Source organism: Streptomyces sp. NPDC044063 (genome assembly GCF_056434285.1).
On the sequence record NZ_JBWKFM010000009.1, the window covers coordinates 123,161 to 140,354 of the forward strand.

The 17,194-nt window shown below is 75.8% G+C and carries 12 protein-coding genes and 1 tRNA gene; 7 read left to right on the forward strand and 6 right to left on the reverse strand.

Annotation, left to right across the window (positions count from 1 at the left end):
- Positions 1-22 precede the first annotated feature (22 nt).
- The 4 genes from AC07BS_RS14085 (at position 23) to AC07BS_RS14100 (ending at position 4,018) form a co-directional block, all read left to right on the forward strand.
- The gene (locus AC07BS_RS14085) at positions 23-526 is read left to right on the forward strand and encodes a DUF5987 family protein (RefSeq protein ID WP_478932228.1); all 504 of its coding nucleotides are present in this window, start codon (positions 23-25) and stop codon (positions 524-526) included.
- Entirely contained in the window at positions 523-2,169 is a 1,647-nt protein-coding gene (locus tag AC07BS_RS14090) for an FAD-dependent oxidoreductase (protein ID WP_478645706.1), read from the forward strand. Before AC07BS_RS14085 ends, AC07BS_RS14090 begins: the two co-directional genes overlap by 4 nt.
- Before the next feature lie 5 nt (positions 2,170-2,174).
- Positions 2,175-3,146: a carboxymuconolactone decarboxylase family protein gene (locus AC07BS_RS14095; protein WP_478932231.1), complete on the forward strand. Its 972-nt coding sequence runs from the start codon at positions 2,175-2,177 to the stop codon at positions 3,144-3,146.
- Between the two features lie 68 nt (positions 3,147-3,214).
- Positions 3,215-4,018: a TIGR03084 family metal-binding protein gene (locus AC07BS_RS14100; protein WP_478932233.1), complete on the forward strand. Its 804-nt coding sequence runs from the start codon at positions 3,215-3,217 to the stop codon at positions 4,016-4,018.
- A 189-nt stretch (positions 4,019-4,207) separates the two neighbouring features.
- On the opposite strand, the gene AC07BS_RS14105 is transcribed toward AC07BS_RS14100, so the two are convergent.
- A complete protein-coding gene (locus AC07BS_RS14105; protein WP_478645702.1) occupies positions 4,208-5,152 on the reverse strand; it encodes a hypothetical protein in 945 nt (314 codons plus the stop codon).
- Between the two features lie 193 nt (positions 5,153-5,345).
- Between AC07BS_RS14105 and AC07BS_RS14110 the strand changes: the two genes are divergently transcribed.
- The 3 genes from AC07BS_RS14110 to AC07BS_RS14120 all read left to right on the forward strand — a co-directional run bounded on the left by AC07BS_RS14110 (position 5,346) and on the right by AC07BS_RS14120 (position 9,217).
- Positions 5,346-6,665, forward strand: a complete 1,320-nt coding sequence (locus AC07BS_RS14110) for an MFS transporter (RefSeq protein WP_478645700.1) — start codon at positions 5,346-5,348, stop codon at positions 6,663-6,665.
- 64 nt (positions 6,666-6,729) lie between these two features.
- Positions 6,730-8,145, forward strand: a complete 1,416-nt coding sequence (locus AC07BS_RS14115) for a hypothetical protein (protein WP_478932236.1) — start codon at positions 6,730-6,732, stop codon at positions 8,143-8,145.
- Between the two features lie 13 nt (positions 8,146-8,158).
- Entirely contained in the window at positions 8,159-9,217 is a 1,059-nt protein-coding gene (locus AC07BS_RS14120) for a UDP-N-acetylmuramate dehydrogenase (RefSeq protein WP_478932238.1), read from the forward strand.
- Here AC07BS_RS14120 and AC07BS_RS14125 read toward each other — a convergent pair.
- The 5 genes from AC07BS_RS14125 to tmk all read right to left on the reverse strand — a co-directional run bounded on the left by AC07BS_RS14125 (position 9,162) and on the right by tmk (position 17,118).
- Complete coding sequence (locus AC07BS_RS14125) at positions 9,162-9,773, reverse strand: histone deacetylase (RefSeq protein WP_478645947.1); 612 nt, start codon at positions 9,771-9,773, stop codon at positions 9,162-9,164. The two genes, AC07BS_RS14120 and AC07BS_RS14125, sit on opposite strands and share 56 nt — an antisense overlap.
- Positions 9,774-9,921: 148 nt before the next feature.
- Positions 9,922-9,995: transfer RNA gene (locus AC07BS_RS14130), tRNA-Thr, on the reverse strand.
- Positions 9,996-10,094: 99 nt separating this feature from the next.
- Positions 10,095-11,696 (reverse strand): alpha/beta hydrolase, encoded by a 1,602-nt coding sequence (locus AC07BS_RS14135; RefSeq protein ID WP_478932239.1) that lies wholly within the window; start codon positions 11,694-11,696, stop codon positions 10,095-10,097.
- Between the two features lie 220 nt (positions 11,697-11,916).
- Positions 11,917-13,152 carry a DNA polymerase III subunit delta' gene (locus AC07BS_RS14140; RefSeq protein WP_478932241.1) on the reverse strand — a complete coding sequence of 412 codons (1,236 nt, stop codon included), beginning with the start codon at positions 13,150-13,152 and terminating at the stop codon, positions 11,917-11,919.
- 534 nt (positions 13,153-13,686) lie between these two features.
- On the reverse strand, positions 13,687-17,118 hold the full coding sequence (gene tmk / locus AC07BS_RS14145) for a dTMP kinase (protein WP_478932243.1): 3,432 nt from the start codon (positions 17,116-17,118) through the stop codon (positions 13,687-13,689).
- Positions 17,119-17,194: the final 76 nt, after the last annotated feature.

Below are 17,194 nucleotides of genomic sequence, written 5' to 3' on the forward strand. Positions count from 1 at the left end.
TATCCACGCAGTGGAGGCAGAGTTGAGCGACCGGACGGCACCGGAAGATCCGCACACGGCCCGCACGCTGGAGGCGTACGCGGACACCATCATCGACGGCGCGGCCGAGGCCGGCGCCCTGGAACTCCTCCGCTGGGACGCCACCGGCGTCTCCGGCGACCTCGACGAGCTCGCACGGCTCCTCGACGGCCACGCGCGCTCGCACGCCGCCGAACAGGGCCTGGACGCCGGCGGGTTCGTGGCGCTGCCGCCGGACCGTCGCGCGGCGCTGGTACGGCGGCTGACCGCCCCGGGCCACCCCGAGCGCGAATTCTGGGTGCTGCTCGCGCTGTTCTCCAACATGGCCTTCGACTCGGCGGCCCACCTCCACACCGCCGAGGCGATCGCCGCCGGCCACCCCGGCCTCACCGCCATGGGCATGACCCCACCGGACGCGGACGGGCTGTGGCGGTACACCCGGCACTCCTACGGCCGGCCGCTGGCACGCCTCCACCCCGACACCACACCCTCAGGGAGCCCGGCATGAGCAGCACCGAACGCACCGACGTCCTCGTCGTCGGCAGCGGCTTCGGCGGCGCGATCGCCGCCTACCACCTCGCGGCGGGCGGCGCCAGGGTCACCGTCCTCGAACGCGGACCCTGGCTGTCGGGCGAGGACTTCGAGCAGGACTACAAACTCGGCTCCTCGTACACCCGCGCCTTCGACTTCGTCGTCGGCGACGGCATGAGCGTCCTCGGCGGCAACTGCGTCGGCGGCGGCAGCGTCGTCTACTTCGCCGCGATGCCCCGCGCCCCCCGCTTCGTCTTCGACCGGCGGGGCGGCATCGGCCGCCGGATGTGGCCGGCCGCGATCACCCGCGACTCCCTGGACCCCTGGTACGACCGGGTGGCCGAGGCCCTTCCCGTCACCCCGCAGACCTGGGACGACGTCACCTACGCCGGCGGTGTGTGGGCCGCCGCCTGCCACCACGCGGGGCGCACCGCCAATCCGCTGCCCGTGGCGATCGACGGCGACAAGTGCGTCAACTGCAACTGGATGATGGCCGGCTGCCGCTTCGACGCCAAACGGTCGCTGCTCTTCAACTACCTGCCGGCCGCCCTCGCGCACGGCGCCGAGATCCGTCCGCTGCACGAGGTGCAGTCCCTGGAACGCACCGACGACGGAGGCTTCCGCGCCCACTACACACTGATCGACGAGGAGGACTACCGCGTCCACACCGGCGGCGGCACCATCGAGGCCCGGATCGTCGTCCTCGCGGCCGGGGCCGGCGCCACCCCCGTCATCCTCCAACGCAGCGAGGCCACGCTCGGCCCCATGCCCCGGGCCGTCGGCCGCTACTTCTCCGGCAACGGCGAACGCCTCAACACCGCCGTCCTCGACGAGACCAGGGTCGCCGAGGTCCTCGGCCTCTCCCGCGAGGACGGCCTGGCCTACGCCGCCAACCACATCGGCAAGGGCCCGACCGCCGCCAGCTGGGACCGGCTCGACGGCTCCCTGCCCGAATACACCCGCTACTCGCTCGAACAGCTCTACTTCCCGCCCGGCCTCGGCACCATCCTCGCCCAGACCGCCGGCGCGGACGGGCCGGTGTGGTTCGGCCCGGAGAAGCGGCGCATGCTCGAACGCTGGCGCTCCTGGCTCACCGTCTTCACCATGAGCGAGGACGACAACGAGGGCGTCTTCGGACCGCCCCCGGCCACCGGCAACGCCCACCGCGTCTCGCAGCAGATGCTCGGCCGCGGCGCGCTGCGGTACGTCCCCACCGAGAACACCCTGCGCGGCTGGGCCCTCTCGGACGCCGAGGTCAAGGAGATCCTGGAGAAGGACGGCCTCGCCACCGTCCTGCCCTGGACCAACGACGTGGTCGGCGCCTACACCGTCCACCCGCTCGCCTCCTGCCGCATCGGCGACGACCCCGCCACCTCCGCCCTCGACGACCGGCACGAACTCCGCGGCCACCCCGGCATCTTCGTCACCGACGGCTCGGCCGTGCCCGGCGCCCTCACCGTCAACCCCGCGATGACCATCGCCGCGCTCGCCGAACGCGCCGTGCCCGGCATCGTCCGCGCGGCGCGGGAGCGGGGCGTGAAGGTCACCTACGGGGCCCCGGCACCGGACGGCGGGGCGGCGGGGCGGCGCGGCGTGCTGCCCATGACCTCCGCGCGGTGACGGCGGTGAGGACCCTCGTCCGCACGGCGCTGCGCGGCTCCCTGGCCGGCGTCCGGCACGTCCGGCCGGTGCCGCCCGGCGCGGCCGACGGCCTGGTCGCCGCCGTCTACACCGCCTCCGAGCGGGAGTTCGGCCTGCTCGCGCCGCCGCTGGCCCTCCACTCCCCCGCGCCCGAGACCCTCGCCGCCTGCTGGCTGATGCTCCGCGAGACCCTGCTCGCCGACGGCAGGGTCAGCCGCGCCGCCAAGGAGGCGGTGGCCACCGGTGTCTCCCGCGCCAACTCCTGCCCCTACTGCGTCGACGTGCACCGGGCCCAGGTGCGCACCCTGCCGCCGGACCACACCGCCGGACGCCTCGCGGCCTGGGCGGGCCGTGGCGGACCCCGGCCCTTCCCGGCCGGCGAAGCGCCCGAGGTCATCGGCGTGGCCGTGACCTTCCACTACCTCAACCGCATGGTCAACGTCTTCCTCCGCGACTCGCCCGTACCGGCTTTCACCCCCGCCGCGATGCGCGGCGGGATGCTGCGGGCGGTCAGCCGCGTCACCCGGCCCGCCGGCGACCCGGCCCCCGGCGGCTCACTGGACCTGCTGCCCGCCGCGCCCCTGCCGGAGGACCTCGCCTGGGCGGCGGGCCGGCCCGCCGTCGCGGGCGCCTTCGCACGGGCCGCCGCGGCCGTGGACGCCGCCGGCGAGCGCGCGGTGCCCGAGCCCGTACGCCGCCTGGTCCTCGACCGGCTGGCGGACCCACCGGGCGGCGACCGGGACCGGTCCGGCGACGCCGTGGCCGCCCTGCCCCCGACCCTGCGCCCGGCGGCCCGGCTGGCGCTGCTGACCGCCCTGGCCTCGTACCGGGCCGGGCCCGCCGACGTGGCCGCCTTCCGGGCCGTCCGGCCCGGGGACCGGCCGCTGATCGAACTCACCTCGTGGGCCGCCCTCACGGCGGCCCGGCGGGCCGGAGCCCGGCTCGCCGCGTCCTGACCGCACGGCATCCAACGCCACCGATGGCATCCGATGGCATCCGATGGCATCCAATGGAGGGAACCCGGATGAATGAGCACATGGACGTCCTGAAGGACCTGACCGCCGCGATCGACGACCTCGACCGACTGGTGGCCGGACTCGACGACGCGCTGTGGCAGGCGCCGACCCCCGCGCCCGGCTGGACCGTCGCCGACCAGATCGCCCACCTGACCTTCATCTTCCAGGCGGCCGGCACGGCCGCCCGGGACCCCGAGGCGTTCAAGGCCATGGCCGCGGGCGCGGCGCGCGACTTCGACGGCGCGGTGAACGCGGCGCTCCGGCCGTACCGGGCCCTGACCCGCGAGCAGGTGCTGGACCGCTGGCGGACCGAGGCGGAGGCCTCCGTCGCGGCCCTGGCCGCCGTGCCCGCCGGACAGCTGGTGCCCTGGCTGGTCAACCCGCTGCCGCCGGCCGTGCTGGCCCGCGCCGGGATCATGGAGGTGTTCGCGCACGGCCAGGACATCGCCGACACGGCCGCCGTCCGGCCCGAGTCCACCGACCGGCTGCGCCACCTGGTCGAGTTCGTGGTGCTCACCCGCGACTTCGGCTACCTCTCGCACGGCCTGACCCCGCCGGAGGAACCGTTCCGCTTCGAGCTGACCGCCCCCTCCGGCGCCCGCTGGGAGTTCGGCCCGGCGGACGCCGCGCAGCGGATCACGGGGCCGGCGCTGGACCTGTGCCTGCTGGCCACCCGGCGCCGCCACGCGGACGACCTCGCCCTGGAGGCCACCGGGGACACCGCCCGCCACTGGCTGTCGATAGCCCAGGCCTACCGCGGCCCGGCGGGCCAGGGTCGTAGGCCGGGCCAGTTCGCGGAGACGGATTCCTGACGTCCTGTTTTCGGGAGGCGGATCGTGACCGGCGTCCCGGCCGGGCGAGGGCCCGGCCGGGGACGCCGGCGCCCCGGCCCGGGAGCGGCCGGGGCGGGAACGCCGGACGCCGGCCCGCCGGGCCCCGGTGGGGGGTCCGGCCGGGGGGTGGCCGGCCCGGCGGGGCATCGGGCACGCGTGAGCCCCTGGTCAGACGCCGGTGAACCCGCCGCGCTGGGCCGGGCGTCGTTCCATGCCCCGGAGCTCGACCTCACGGGCGAATTTCAGCCATTGCTCGGCGCAGCGCCGCGCGGCGCGGGCCACGTCGGCCGTGCGGTGCGGGGGCACGCTCTCGACGAGCCGGCGCAGCTGCTCGCCGTCCAGCGTCCTGAAGCTCAGCAGCCGCAGCAGGGTCCGGCCCGACTCGGAGAAGCGCAGTGACGGGTCGCGGCGCATCGCGGAGCCGCTGTCGAAGGGCGCCGGCACCTCGGCCGCCGCGCCGCGTTCCGCCGCGCGGAGCTTGGCCGGCACCGGGTCCTCGCCGTGCCGCAGCCGCTCGCGCACGTCCCGGGCGGTGGCGACGGCCACCCCGGCCACCTGAGCGATCTCCCGGAGGGACGCGCCGGGCCGGTCGGCGATGTACTGCACGGCCCGCCGGCGGCCGTCCGCCGCGTTGAGCGGGCGGACCCGACCGTCCCGCCCGGTCCGGGAGTTCAGGTGCTTGTCCCGGCCGATCGCGCGCCGCCGCTGGGCGACCACGCTGGCGGAGATGCCCGTGACGGCGGCGATGCGCCGGTCGGACCAGTGCGGGTGACTGGCGAGGATACGGGCGGCGGCGGCCGTACGGTCCTCGCGGGTGAGCGGCATGCCCTGCGCGCTGTTCAGCCGTACGGCGAGGACGAAGGCGTCCTCCGGCGTCCCGTCGACGAACCGCGCCTGGATGCACGCGTCGCCCCGGCGCAGGGCGGCGCGGTGGCGGTGGGTCCCGTCGACGATGCGCATCGTGGGCCGGTGCACCACGATCGGCGGCAGCTCCGCGCCCGACTCGGCGAGCATCCGCGTGTGCCGGACGTTCTCCCCGGCCAGGCGCGGCGAGTCGGCCGGCAGCAGCGCGTCCAAGGACACGATCTCGGTCCCCGCCAACACATCGGACATGGCTTCATCTCCCCCGTGCGCGTCGTGACTGGTGGGTCAACTTCACCGCACCTGAGATCCTTTCTGAAGGCATGGCGGTGGTCAGTTTGGTCAGTCCGGTCAGCTCGGCCGGTCAATACGGTCAGTCGGGAGGGCCCGATCGGCCCGATCGGTCCGGTTCCCCGCCCCCGGCACGTACAGGGAGGGCGGGGCCGTGGCACCCGGAGCGGAATCCGGAGGACGTACGCGCTGGGCGATCGGAGGACTGATCGCCGGCGGCATCCTCGTCAACTTCGTCGACCGGACCGCGCTGTCCGTCGCCAGTTCCTCCATCGCCGCCGACTTCGGGCTCGACCTCACCCGGCTGGGCGTCGTCCTCTCCGCCTTCACCTGGTCGTACTGCCTGGTGCAGCTGCCGGCCGGGCTCCTGGTGGACACCCTGGGCGTCTCCCGTCTCACCCGTGTCGCCTCGGTGCTGTGGGCGGTCGCCGGCCTGCTGACCGCGATCGCCGGCGGACTGGGTGGTGTCATCGCGGCCCGGCTGCTGCTGGGGGTGGCGGAGGGGCCGTCGATGGTCGGCGCGTCGAAGGCGACCGCGGCCTGGTTCCCGCTGGGCGAGCGCGGCCTGGCGACGGCCCTCTTCGACGGCGCCACCAAGCTGTCCAACATGGTGGCCTTCCCGGTGCTGGCGTTCGTGATGAGCACCTGGGGCTGGAGGGCCGGATTCCTCTTCACCTCGGTGCTCAGCCTGATCTTCACCGTGGTCTGGTGGATCGGCTACCGCGACCCCTCCGAACACCGTCTGCTGCGGCCCGCGGAACGGGAGTTCATCCTCCGGGGCGGCGCGCGCGACGCCGACCGGCCGCGGGCCGGGGAGCTGCGCCGGGCGCTGCGCTCCCGCCGGGTGTGGACCCTCTCGCTCGGCTTCGCCTGCTACGGCTACACGATCAACATCGTGCTGACCTGGATGCCGGAGTTCTTCCAGCGGCAGTTCCACGTGAAACTGCTCGCGTCCGGCGTCTATTCGATGATCCCGTGGGCCGTCGCCACCGTGGCGGAACTGCTGCTCGGCGGCTGGCTCGTCGACCGCCTCGTACGGCGCGGCGGCGACCCGTGGGCCGTCCGGCGGCGGGTGCTGGTGGGGGGCCTGGCGGCCGGCGCCACCATCGGCGCGGCGGGCACGGCCGGCTCCCCGGCGATGGCCGTGTGCTGGATGTCGGTCTCCCTGGCGGGGCTCGCCGTGGCCGCGCCCGTGGCCTGGAGCCTGCCCGGACTGCTCGCCCCGCCGGGCGCGGTGGGCGCCGTCAGCGGACTGATGAACTTCGCCAACACCGCCGCCACCGCGTGCGGTGTGCTGCTGACGGGCTGGCTGGCGCAGACCACCGGATCGTTCCACGCGCCCTTCCTCCTCGCCGACGCCGTGCTCGCCGCCGGAGTCCTCCTCTACCTGCGGGTCCTCACCCCGCGCCGGCCCGCGGACGGCGTACGCGCCCCGCACGACGAGTCACTCTCTGTGGCTGTTGTCACAGATTGACCTCACGGGTAAAGGGAATGCCTGGTTACGTTCAGAAGCGTCCGCGACGGGCGGGGGAGCGAGCATGGAAGCCGGCGGCACCTCTGTACTGGCCTCCTGCCTGCAGCTGTTGTCCTGGACCCCCGAACAGCTGGCCCGCGAGATCAACCGGAAGTGCGGCCCGGGCACCATCAGCCCCAAGGCCCCCTACAACTGGCTGAAAGGCTCCCTGCCGCGCCGCCGACTGCCCCAGGTCGTCGCCGCGATCCTCTCCGAGCGGCTGGGCGAACCCGTCACCGTCGGCGCGCTCTGGCCCCGCCACTTCCCGGCGCCCGCCACGCCGGACCGCCCCTCGCTCGTCCCCGCGACCCCCCGCGCCCGGCGGCCCGTCCCCGCCTCACCGGTCCCGGCCTCACCGGTCCCCGCACCGCCCGGCACCCCGCCCGGCGGACCGCTCCATGTCCCCGCTCCCTCCGGGACGGCACTGCCCGACCCCCTCCCGGCCGCCGTCGACTGGCTGCTGGACGCCGGCGGCGCGCCGCCCACCAGGGCGCGCGGCGCCGAGATACCCGGGGAGGCGCTGGAGATCCTGACCGCCCGGATCCGCCAGCTCCGCCTCCTCGACGACAGCTCCCACGGCGGGCTGGTGATGGACTGGGCGCTCCAGGACCTGCGATGGGCCCGCACGATGGCCACCGACTACGCCTACTCCCCCGCCACCGGCGTCCGCCTCCACCGCATCATCGCCGAACTCGCCCAGCTCGCCGGCTGGCTCGCCGCCGACCTCGGCCTGGAACGCCGCAGCCGCACCTGCTTCCTCACCGCGCTGGAAGCCGCCCGCACCGCCGGGGACCGCTCCCTGGCCGCGTACGTCATCTCCTGCATGAGCTACCGCGCCGGCTGGGCGGGCCGGGGCGACGAGGCGCTGCGGCTGATCCGCATCGCCCGCCAAGGCTCCGCCGGCGAGGAACCCGGCATCACCCAGGCCCTGCTGGCCACTCGTCAGGCCCGCGCCCACGCCGGGCTCGGCGACGGGACCGGCTGCCGGCGCGCCCTGGAGGAGGCCGCCGAGCTCGCCGAGGCCGGCGGCCCCCCGGCCGACGCCCCTTGGGCCTACTGGCTCTCCCCCGCCGTCATGGTGGCCGACGCCGGCCGCGCCTGGCTGGAGATCGGCTGCCCCCACCAGGCGGAATGGCACCTCCAGCACGGCATCGAACTGCTCGGCGAAAGCCAGCCCCGCAACCGGCTGCTGCACTGCGCCTCCCTGGCCGAGGCCCGCCTCGCCCGCGGCGAGGTCGACGGCGCGGCCGAGGCCGCCGGGGACGCCCTCGACCTCACCGACACCGTCACCTCGCTGCGCGCCACCGCCCGCCTGACCGACCTGCGCCGGCGCTTCCTGCGCTTCGACAGCCAGGCGGCCCGGCGGATCGTGCAGCGGACCGACGACCTCCTGACGGCCGACCGGCCGCGGGAGGAGGACAGCCCCCGCGCCGCCTGCTAGGCAGAAGGAACACATGCACGTCACCCATGAGTTACCGCTCGCCCCGATGACGACCCTCGGCGTCGGCGGACCCGCGTCCGTCCTCGCCGAACTCCACGACCCGGAGGACTTCCCGGACTTCGCCGCGCTGGCCGCCACCCGCCCCGGGCCGCCGGTCTGCCTGGGCGAGGGCAGCAACGTCCTGGCCGCCGACGCCGGCTGCTCCCCCGCCGTCCTGCGGATGGCCACCCGGGGCGTCCGCGTCACCGGGACCGCGCCGGACGGCGGCCTGCTGCTGGAGGTCCAGGCCGGCCACCCGCTGGGCGACCTGGTCGCGCTCACCGTCGCCGAGGGCCTGACCGGCATGGAGATGCTCACCGGCATCCCCGGCACCACAGGCGCCACCCCCGTCCAGAACGTCGGCGCGTACGGCCAGGTCGTCGCCGACACCCTGCTCCGGGTCACCGCCTGGGACTGGCACCTCGGCCGCGAGGTCACCCTCGACGCCGCCGACTGCGGCCTCGGCCACCGCACCAGCGTCTTCAAGCACACCCGCCGCTGGACCCTGCTCACCCTGGTCTTCGCCCTGCGCCGGTCAGCGCTGAGCGCCCCGGTCGACTACGGCGCGGTCGCGGCCGAACTCGGCGTCCCCCGCGGCAGCCGCGTCCCGCTCGCCGACGCCGCCCGCGCGGTCCTGACCGTACGCCGCGGCAAGGGCATGGTCCTCGACGACCGCGCCCCCGACCGGCGCTCGGTCGGCAGCGTCTTCCTCAGCCCCGAGGTCACCCCCGACCAGGCCACGGCCCTGCGCGAACGCGCGGCCCCGGTCAACCGCTTCCCCGACGGCTCCACCCGCGTCAGCGCCGGCTGGCTCATCCGCCACTCCGGCTTCCCCCCGGGCACCCCGCTCACCCCCGGCGTCCGCGTCTCCACCCTCCACCCCACGCTCGTCGCCGACGACGGCGCCACCGCCACCGCCTTCGCCCGGGCCATCGACCTCGTCCGCGACCGCGTCCTGCTGCACACGGGCGTCCGCCTCACCTCGGAGATCGACTTCCTGGGGGACTGGGAGGCGGCTCCAGCAGCTCCCTGATCCGCTCCGCGCTCCAGTGCCCCGCCGCGCCCGGCGCCCGCGCGAGATAGTCGGCGACGGACCCCTCGTCCCACACCCCCGCCCCGCGCAGCCCCACCGCGAGATGCCGCAGATAGGCGGCGGACGGCCGGGTGTGGGGCACCTCGGCCATGCGCCAGGGCGCGGTGAAGGTCAGCAGCGGCACCCCGTCCAGCCGCCCGGGACACACCAGCGTCTCGTACCGCCCGGGCCCCAGCACCTGCCGCCCCTCCCGGAGCGCCTCCGCCAGGTCGAGATCGCCCCCGGGGGCCCGGTACATCTCCTGCGCGACGATGTCGGAGAACTGCCCCGAGGTCACCAGATGCGCCCGCGCCCGCACCCGCCCCGGCACCTGCGGATCGTAGAAGGCCCGGCCGCCCTTCCAGACCGGCGACTCGGTCGCGAAGTACAACGCCCCGGGCAACTCCACGGCCCGCGACTCCCGAGGCGGCGTCCGATCCCGGCACCCCGGATACACCCGCCCCGCCCCCACCGGCCGCCCACCGGCCAGATAGTGCAGCAGCCGGACGGGATCCATGTTGGAACCGTAGGCGGCATACCAGACAGTGGCCACGATCACTCCAGGAACAAGAGTCACCAGGAACGAGGAACCGGGAACGGGGACCGGGGACCCTCCGGAAACGACGAAACCCAGCCCGGACAGGATCCGGACTGGGTTTCAACCGAGCCGCCTTCGGGATTCGAACCCGAGACCTACGCATTACGAGTGCGTTGCTCTGGCCAACTGAGCTAAGGCGGCAAGCTGCCGGTTACCGAGGTCGGCATCAGCAGCGCGGCCAAGTCTACACAGTTTCCGGGGGTGCTCCGACCGTGCTGGGCCGGAGGGGGATCGCGCAGGTCAGGAGCAGGTACGGGAGGCGGGGGGCGGGGTGGCGGTCAGGAGGTAGTCGTTGATGGCGGAGTCCACGCAGGAGCTGCCCCGGGTGTAGGCCGTGTGGCCGTCGCCGTCGTACGTCAGCAGGCGGCCCGAGGCGAGCTGGGAGGCCAGGGCGCGGGCCCAGGGGTAGGGGGTGGCGGGGTCGCGGGTGGTGCCCACGACGAGGATCGGCGCGGCGCCGCGGGCCGGGATGCGGTGAGGGGTGCCGACGGCCGGGACCGGCCAGTAGGCGCAGGTCAGAGCGGACCAGGCGAAGCTGGTGCCGAGGGCCGGGGACGCCTCCTCGAAGTCGGGCAGGGCGCGCCGGACCGCCGCCGGGCCACTGAAGCCGGGCGGCAGGTCGAGGCAGTTCACAGCGGAGTTGGCGGGCATCAGATTGCTGTAGACGCCGTGCTCGTCGCGCTCGTAGTAGGCGTCCGAGAGGCGCATGAGGAGGCCGCCGTCGCCCTGCCGGGCGTCGCGCAGGGCCTTGCGCAGGAGGGGCCAGGACGCCTCGTCGTACATGGCCGAGATCACACCCGTGGTCGCCAGGCTCTCGGTCAGCTCGCGGGACCCGCCCACCGGGAGGGGACGGCCGTCGAGCTCGTGGAAGAAGGCCTTGAGCCGGGCCGCCGCGACGTCCGCCCGGCCGCCGCCCGACAGCGGGCAGTCGTCGTGCCGGGAGCAGTCCCGGGCGAAGGACGCGAAGGCGGTCTGGAAGCCCGCGTTCTGGTCGCGGTTGACCTGCTCCTGGTCGAGCGAGGGGTCCAGCGCGCCGTCGAGCACCAGCCGGCCGACCCGGGAGGGGTACAGCCCGGCGTAGGTGGCGCCGAGGAACGTGCCGTACGAGGCGCCGACGTAGTGGAGCTTCTCGTCGCCCAGCACCGCCCGGAAGACGTCCATGTCGCGGGCGGCCTCCACCGTGGAGACGTGCCGCAGCAGCTTCCCGGAGCGGGCCGCGCAGCCCGCCGCGAACTTCTTGTAGGCGGCGACCAGTTCCTGGACCTCCCCGGCGTCGTCCGGGGTCTGGTCCACCCGCGCGTACGCGTCCATCTCCGTGTCGGACAGGCAGGTGACCGGCTCGCTCCCGGCCACCCCGCGCGGGTCCATCGCCACCAGGTCGTACCGGGCGCGGACGGCGGCGGGATAGCCCGCGGCCGCGTACCCGCGCAGGAAGCCGATCGCCGAGCCGCCCGGCCCGCCCGGATTGACCAGCAGGGAGCCGACGCGCCGACCGGGACCCGAGGCCTTCTTCCGGGACACCGCGAGCCGGACGTCGCCGGCCTTCGGCTCGGCGTAGTCCAGCGGGGCGCGCAGCGTGGCGCACTCGAAGCCGGCGCCGGACTTGCCGGTGCAGGGACGCCACACCGGCTTCTGCGCGTAGTACGGGCGCAGCGCCGCCGGCAGCGCGACGGGCAGCGGTTCCAGCACGGGCACCGGGGTGTCGGCCGCCGCGCTCCGCCCTCTCGCCCCGCCGGCCGCACCCGAGTCCGGCACCGCGCTGCCCTGGACGGCCGCCGAGAGCAGCAGGGCCGCGGCGGCGACGAGCATGCCGGACGTACGGAGCAGACGGCTGGTGTCCATCGGCTGGTCCCTCGGGGTGGGAGACAGGTGGCATCACGCGCAGGCGGCGCATTCGCACCACATGCGTGCTTACGGAGCGTATCCGGACGGATACCCGCCTTGGCCAGCCTTACCGGTCACTAGTCCTCGTACGAGTGAGGAATCACCCAACCTGCGGTCTGCCCCCTCCCGCCCGTATTACTCACGGGCCTCCGCGGGCACGTCGGCGCGGGCACGCGCGTCAGCCCGCGCGGAGGGCCACCGCCATCGCCTCGACCGCCAGCAGGGGCGCCACGTTCCGGTCGAGGGCCCGCCGGCAGGCGACGATCGCCTCGATGCGGCGCAGCGTCCCCTCCGGGCGGGAACCGGCGGCGACACGCTCCAGGGCGTCCCGGGCGTCGTCGTTCGCCAGCTCGACGCGCGAGCCGAGCTGGAGCGCCAGCACGTCGCGGTAGAAGCCGGTCAGGTCGGTCAGGGCCAGGTCGAGGCTGTCGCGCTGGGTACGGGTGGCGCGGCGCTTCTGGCGGTCCTGCAACTCCTTCATCGCGCCCGCCGTGCCCCGGGGGAGCCGACCGCCGGTGCCGGCCGCGGCGCCGAGCGCCGCGCGCAGCTCCTCGGTCTCCTTGGTGTCGACCTCCTCGGCGACCTGCTTCGCGTCCTCGGCGGCCGCGTCGATCAGCTCCTGGGCCGCCTTGAGGGCTCCGCCCATGTCCGCGACGCGCAGCGGCACCTTGAGCACCGCGGCGCGGCGGGCGCGGGCCCGCTCGTCGGTGGCCAGGCGGCGGGCCCGGCCGATGTGGCCCTGGGTGGCGCGGGCGGACCGCCCGGCCAGCTCCGGCTCGACGCCGTCCCGGCGCACCAGGATGTCGGCGACCGCGGCGGCGGACGGCGTCCGCAGCGTCAGGGACCGGCAGCGGGAGCGGATCGTCGGCAGCACGTCCTCCAGCGACGGCGCGCACAGCAGCCACACCGTCCGCGGAGCGGGCTCCTCCACCGCCTTGAGCAGGACGTTCCCGGCGCCCTCGGTGAGCCGGTCCGCGTCCTCCAGCACGATCACCTGCCAGCGGCCGCCGGCGGGCGACAGCTGGGCGCGCCGCACCAGGTCACGCGTCTCCTTGACGCCGATCGACAGCACGTCCGTCCGCACGATCTCGACGTCCGCGTGCGTCCCCACGAGGGTGGTGTGGCAGCCGTCGCAGAAACCGCAGCCCGGCCCGCCGTACGCCCGGTCCGGGCTGACGCACTGCAACGCGGCGGCGAACGCCCGGGCGGCGGTGGCCCGCCCCGAACCGGGCGGCCCGGTGAACAACCACGCGTGCGTCATCTTGGACGCGCCGGGAGCGCCCGCGTCACCGGCCCCGGCCGTAACGGCCCCGGCCCCGGCCCCGGCCGTGACCAGCGCGTCGGCGTCCCGCGCGGCAGCGGCGAGCTGCTCGATCACCCGGTCCTGCCCGACCAGGTCGTCCCACACCGCCATGCCTGTCCTCCGCGCCGTCGGTCCTGCGATTACCCATTGTGGGCCACACGACTGACAGCACGCCCCGCACGGCGGGGCGGCGAAGGCCGCCGCGGCCTCGTCCCGCCGCGGGGGCGACGGCCCGCGCCCCCGCGCCGGGAGGCCGCACCCACCGGCACCCGTAGCGGCGGAGGCCGTCGCGGTCCACCTTCCGCCGCGCCGGGCACGCCTGCCGCGCCTGCCACGCCTGCGGGCCACGCCGCACCCGCCGCCGACACCCGCGGCAGCGCGTCCCGCACGCCGGGGCGCGGGCCGTCGCGGTCCACCCACCCGTCGCGCCTGCCACGCCCGCCACGCCCGCGGCCAGCGGGCCACGCCGTAGCCGCCGCCACCACCCGTACCGCCGTGACCAGCACACCCGCGCCGGGCACGGCTCAGCCGCGCTCGCGCGCCCCGTCACCGCCCGCCCGGTCGGAGACCCGGTCCACCGGGTCCCCCAGAACGGCGACCGGTACGGGCGTCGTCGCGTGCAGGGCCGGCGGAGCCGTGGGCGGCTCAGCCGCGCTCGCGGTCCCCGTCGTCGCCGCGGTCGCGGCGGCCGAGGAGGTCGTCCGCCAGCGTGGGGGCGTCGTCCGCCCACTCGGGCCGGCGCCGTGCCTTCCGTACGGGCCGCTGGGGTGTACGGTCGCCGCCCTCGCTCTCGCTCTCGTCCTCGCCGTCGACGTGCGGCAGGCGACGGGTGGGCTCGGCTTCGCCCGGGGCGTCCGCGGCGGCCTCGTCCTGCTTCCGGAACAGCCAGTCCGGCACCCGGTCCGCCGGGTCCTCCGGACGGGCCGCCGGTACGGGCGGGGTGGCCGGCTTGGGCAGCACCGCCGTCTCCTCCGACTCCGAGCCCGCCGCACCCGCCGGGGGCTCCAGGCCCCACGTGACGCGCGCGGCCGGCGGAGCCGTCGGCGGCATGGCCGGCCACGCCGGCTTCCGGCTCCCGCCGTCCACCGGAGGCAGTACCGCCGTCTCGTCCTCGTCCCGGACGGGCGGCAGGACCGCCGTCTCGTCCTCCGTGCCGCGCGGCGCCGGCGCCGGCGTTTCCACGGTGGGGGCGTCCCCGGCGCCGGCCGCGTCAGCGGCCTTGCGGAGCGGACCCGTCCCGACGACCGGCGGACGTACCGCGGCCGCGGGCTCGTCCGACTTCGTCAGCTTCGCCGTCCAAGCATCACGCGGATCGGCGGGCGCCTCTTCCGCGTCCCGCTCGCCGGAGGCGTCCGGCATCCGCGTCTCCACGGTCGGCTCGTCGGTCGCGCCCACCGCCGGACGCTCCACCGTCGGCGCCTCAGCCGCGGAGGCCGCGGAGGCCGCGTCGGCCGCGTCGGCCGCGTTCGCCACCGCCGCCGCTGCCGCCGCACCCGCCGCCGCTGCCGCCGCGGCCTCCGCCGCCAGCCGTGCCCGTTCGGCCTTCAGCAGGGCCTCCTCGGCCCTGCGCTGCTTCTCCAGGCGTCGTTCCTCGGCCTCGGCACGCTGCCGGGCCTCCTCCTCCGCCTGCTTGCGGAGCCGTTCCTGCTCGGCGGCGCGGGCGCGCTCCTCCGCCGCGCGGCGGCGCTGCTCCTCCTCCGCCGCCTTGCGGGCGACCTCGGCGCGCTGCCGGGCCTCCTCCGCCAGGCGCTCCTCCTCGCGGCGCTCGCGCTCCTCCGCCTCGGCGCGCTCCCGCTCCTGGCGCTCGCGCGCCAGCCGCTCCTCCTCGGCCTTGCGCGCGGCCTCTTCCTCGGCCTTGCGCCGGGCCTCCTCCTCGGCCGCCTTGCGGGCGGCTTCACGGGCGGCCTCGCGGGCCTCGATCTCGGCCGCGGACAGCGGCAGCGTCCGGTCGAGCCGGTGGCGTACGAGGGAGGTGACGGCTTCCGGCTCCTGGCCGGCGTCCACGACGAGGTACCGCGCCGGGTCGGCGGCGGCGAGGGTCAGGAAGCCGGCGCGGACCCGCTGGTGGAACTCGGCGGGCTCCGACTCCAGCCGGTCCGGCGCCTCGGTGAAGCGCTCGCGGGCGGTCTCCGGCGAGACGTCGAGGAGCACGGTCAGGTTCGGTACGAGGCCGTCGGTCGCCCAGCGGGAGATGCGGGCGATCTCGGTCGGGGACAGGTCGCGCCCGGCGCCCTGGTAGGCGACGGAGGAGTCGATGTAGCGGTCCGTGATGACGACCGCGCCGCGCGCGAGGGCGGGGCGGACGACGGAGTCGACGTGCTCGGCGCGGTCGGCGGCGTAGAGCAGTGCCTCGGCGCGGTCGGACAGTCCGGCGGACGCGACGTCCAGCAGGATGGCGCGCAGCCGCTTGCCGATGGCCGTGGCGCCCGGCTCGCGGGTCACGACGACCTCGTGGCCCTTGGCGCGGATCCACTCCGCGACGGCCCGCACCTGGGTGGACTTGCCGGCGCCGTCGCCACCCTCGAAGGCGATGAAGAAGCCGGTGGGGCTGGTGCCCTCGGCCGGTTCGCCGCCGCGCAGCGTGTCCAGCAGGTCCTTGTGGAACGGCACGCCGTGACGGTCGTCGGTCTTGCCCAGGACGATCGCGCCGACGGGCAGCAGGAGGGCGCCGACGAGCATCAGGGTGAACGCGGCCCCGCCGTGCGCGAAGACGAAGTTGCCGCTCTCGACCCGGTGCGGGCCGACGAGCGCGGCGAAGACGGGGGCCACGACGGCGCCCACGGCGACGAGGACGCGGACGACGGCGTGCAGGTGCTCGGTGACGCGGGCCCGGTGGTTCTCCTCGGTCTCCTGGTCGAGGAGGGCGTGCCCAGTGCCGGCGACGACGCCGGCACCGACGCCCGCGACGAGGAGGAGCAGCAGGACGGTCGTCGGGTCGGGGACCAGGCCGGCGGCGAGCAGCGCCAGGCCGGTCAGGGCGAGCGCCAGCGCGAGCAGGCGGCGCCGGGAGAAGCCGGGCAGCACCTTGCGGGCGCCCCGGATGCCGGCGACCGGGCCGCCGCTGAGCGCGAGGACGAGCAGCCCGAAGCCGACGGGGCCGCCGCCGAGCTCACCGGCCTGGAGCACGGCGACGCCGACGGCCGCGGCGATCGCTCCGGCGACGGCGGCGCAGGCCAGGACCAGGACAGGGATCGCGCCGGTACGGCCGGGGTCGGGCGTGCCGTCAGCGGTCTTGGGGCGGCGCATCCCCTCAAGGGGGGAACGCACGCGAGGTGCCTGCGCGCCCTTGGGTACACCCGGGAGCGGCAGGAGGTAGAGGATCGTGCCCGACGTCGCGAAGAGCGCGGCGGCCAGGTACGCGCCCAGGGCGGCCTGGTGGCTGTGGAACCAGTCGAGCCCGGCGCCGCCCAGCACGTTGCCGACGAGCGTGACGGCGACGAGAGCGGCGGCGGCCAGCGGCAGGGCGACAAACGTCGTCCGCAGGGTCAGCAGGCGCAGCGCCGCGTAGTGGTCGGGCAGCGGCCGTACGGCGTCGCCCTCCGGCGGCGCGTTCGGCATCAGGGCCGGCACGGCGCCGTCCTTGGAGACGGTCCAGACGCGTTCGGCGACGCCGGCGACGAAGGCGGTCACCAGCAGGCAGGCGAGCGCCTTGCCCTCGGTGAGGTCGATCCAGGTCGGCGCCAGGCCGAGCAGCACCAGCCGCAGCCCGTCCGCGCCGATCATGCTCCAGCGGCGGTCCAGCGGGCCGGCCGGGGCGAACAGCGAGGACAGCGGCCCGAGCAGGGCCGCGCCGAAGAGGAGCGTCGCGAGCAGCCGCGCGGCGACGACGGCCGCGACGGCCAGGGCCGCGCCCCGGTACCCGCCGCCGAACGATCCCGCGACCAGCGCGGCCTGCAACGACAGGAGCAGAAGGACGAGGACGGAGAGGGCGTCGCCGACGCCCCCGCTGACCTGGGCGCTCCACAGGCGCCTGAGCGGACGGAAGCGGAGCAGGGCCCGTACGGCACGCTCGCGGGAGTCCGCCGCCAGTGCTCCGGAAGTGGGGGATTCCCCTGTTGGCTGCTGGGCTCGCGTCATCCTGCCAGCCTATCCGGAGTGCCCGAATGCCGAACCTTGCGCCGAACGCGTGAACGAACATGTGTCCGGGTGCACA

What these genes read in the sequence shown, in the direction of transcription:
- AC07BS_RS14090 (WP_478645706.1), top strand. Translation starts at nt 523, where the DNA reads ATGAGCAGCACCGAACGCACCGACGTCCTCGTCGTCGGCAGCGGCTTC.
- AC07BS_RS14100 (WP_478932233.1), top strand. Translation starts at nt 3,215, where the DNA reads ATGAATGAGCACATGGACGTCCTGAAGGACCTGACCGCCGCGATCGAC.
- AC07BS_RS14105 (WP_478645702.1), bottom strand. Translation starts at nt 5,152, where the DNA reads ATGTCCGATGTGTTGGCGGGGACCGAGATCGTGTCCTTGGACGCGCTG.
- AC07BS_RS14115 (WP_478932236.1), top strand. Translation starts at nt 6,730, where the DNA reads ATGGAAGCCGGCGGCACCTCTGTACTGGCCTCCTGCCTGCAGCTGTTG.
- AC07BS_RS14120 (WP_478932238.1), top strand. Translation starts at nt 8,159, where the DNA reads ATGCACGTCACCCATGAGTTACCGCTCGCCCCGATGACGACCCTCGGC.
- AC07BS_RS14125 (WP_478645947.1), bottom strand. Translation starts at nt 9,773, where the DNA reads ATGGATCCCGTCCGGCTGCTGCACTATCTGGCCGGTGGGCGGCCGGTG.
- AC07BS_RS14135 (WP_478932239.1), bottom strand. Translation starts at nt 11,696, where the DNA reads ATGGACACCAGCCGTCTGCTCCGTACGTCCGGCATGCTCGTCGCCGCC.
- AC07BS_RS14140 (WP_478932241.1), bottom strand. Translation starts at nt 13,152, where the DNA reads ATGGCGGTGTGGGACGACCTGGTCGGGCAGGACCGGGTGATCGAGCAG.
- tmk (WP_478932243.1), bottom strand. Translation starts at nt 17,118, where the DNA reads ATGACGCGAGCCCAGCAGCCAACAGGGGAATCCCCCACTTCCGGAGCA.